Source organism: Kitasatospora putterlickiae, assembly GCF_039527695.1.
GTDB classification, from domain to species: domain Bacteria; phylum Actinomycetota; class Actinomycetes; order Streptomycetales; family Streptomycetaceae; genus Kitasatospora; species Kitasatospora putterlickiae.
Genome location: NZ_BAAAKJ010000229.1, coordinates 7155 through 8940 on the forward strand (window position 1 = coordinate 7155; position 1786 = coordinate 8940).

Annotated in this window: 2 protein-coding genes; both read left to right on the top strand. The window is 71.0% G+C overall.

What is annotated here, in order from left to right; all coding sequences use genetic code 11:
* Positions 1–249: 249 nt before the first annotated feature.
* A complete protein-coding gene (locus ABD308_RS23180) occupies positions 250–1209 on the top strand; it encodes a threonine/serine dehydratase (RefSeq protein ID WP_344338171.1) in 960 nt (319 codons plus the stop codon).
* Positions 1210–1470: 261 nt separating this feature from the next.
* Positions 1471–1707 carry a DUF397 domain-containing protein gene (locus ABD308_RS23185; protein WP_344338173.1) on the top strand — a complete coding sequence of 79 codons (237 nt, stop codon included), beginning with the start codon at positions 1471–1473 and terminating at the stop codon, positions 1705–1707.
* Positions 1708–1786: the final 79 nt, after the last annotated feature.

Genomic DNA, 1786 nt, shown 5'->3' on the forward strand with positions numbered 1-1786 from the left:
GCGTTTTGCGTGGGCGGCTGTTGCGGCGCGGGAGACACTGGCTCCTCGCGCCCGGGGCCGGCGGCGAGACCCGCTTGCGGCGGCGCCGATGGCAGCCTGGGGACGAACAGCACCGCAACTCCTACGGCCACCGACCGCCCGTCACCGACGGCGCCCGGCTCCTCGAACTCGCCGACGCCACCGGTGCCCCGGCCTGGCCGCCCGAGGCAACCTCATCGCCTGGTCCTGACACCTCCGGAGAGCAACCCCATGACCACCACCGGCACGTTTCCGACCTATGCCGACGTGAAGGCCGCCAAGGACCGCGTCCACGGCATCATCCGCCCCGTCCCGGTCTTCGAGATCGATCGCCACTCCTTCGGCACTGCCCGCGTCCATCTCGCCCTGGAGTTCATGCAGTTCTCCGGCTCCTTCAAGGACCGGGGCGCCGCGAACTTCATCGCCGCCCACCTGGCCGACGGGACGATGCCCGACGCCGGAGTGGTGATCGCCTCCGGGGGCAACGCCGGGCTGGCCTGCGCCTGGGCCGCACAGCGTCACGGCATCAAGGCCACCGTCTTCCTCCCCAGGACCGCCCCGAAGGTCAAGGTCGCCAAGCTCACCAAGCTCGGTGCGGACGTGCGCCAGGTCGGCACCGAGTACGCCGAAGCCGCCGCCGCCTCCGAGTTCGCCGCCGACGCCGGCGCCCTGGCCTCCCACGCCTACGACAACCCGTACATCGTCGCGGGCGCCGGGACCCTGCTGACCGACATCCACGACCGGATCCCCGGCCTCGACACCGTCATCGTCGCCGTGGGCGGAGGCGGCCTGTTCGCCGGTACCGCCATTTCGGCCGACGCCCTCGGGGTCCGGGTCGTCGCCGTCGAGCCGCAGAACTGCCGCGCCCTCAACGCCGCGATCGAGGCCGGCGAGGTCGTGGACGTCGAGGTCGACTCCATCGCCGCCGACTCCCTCGGCGCCCGCCGCACCAGCGAGACGGCCCTGTACTGGGCCCGGCGCGCACAGGCCCGCTCCGTCCTCGTCACCGACGACGAGATCCGCACGGCCCGCGCCCTGTTGTGGGACCACCGCCACCTGGCCGTCGAGCACGGCGCCGCCACCGCCCTCGCCGCGCTGACCTCCGGCGCCTACGAGCCCGGCGACGGCGAACGTGTCGCCGTGGTCCTCTGCGGGGCGAACACCGACCCGTCCGACCTCGTCACCACCTGAGGTCTGCGGATCGGTGGCGACCTCGTCGTCCACGAAGTCGCCGTCGCCGCTTCGGCCACGCCGAAGCGGCGACGGACAGGAGGGCCAGCTGGCAAGATCGCGGATACGGCCCATATTTCTCGAAGCCGTCGGCGGTATGACCAACCGCGGGTAAGGGTGGGAAGTACGCCGGGCGGAGCGCGCGTTCGAGCGTCTGGACCGACTCGCTCTCTCACCTCAGGACACCATCGCCGCGTTGCAGAAGAAGCTGGAGGAGATCTCGTGACCACTCCGCACGACCCGTATGACCATGACCCCAAGGCGGCGCTATGGGCGATCTCGCAGTACTCCGGGGACAACAGCGGATCCTGCGTCCGTGTGGCCCACTTCGACAACGGCGATGTCTGGCTCGGCGACGACAAGCACCTCGATCGGCCCCACCTCGCCTTCCGCCCGGACGAGTGGGCCGCGTTCGTGAAGTCCATCAAGAACGGCGACCCGAACTTCCCGGCCGTCTGACCTCGTCGCGGGTGAACGTGAGCCCCGCCGCCCGACAACTCGGGTGGCGGGGCTTCGTACTTTCAACTGCACCCCGACC

Excerpts from the sequence above, each read along its gene's own strand:
- ABD308_RS23180 (WP_344338171.1), top strand. The coding sequence starts at position 250 with ATGACCACCACCGGCACGTTTCCGACCTATGCCGACGTGAAGGCCGCC.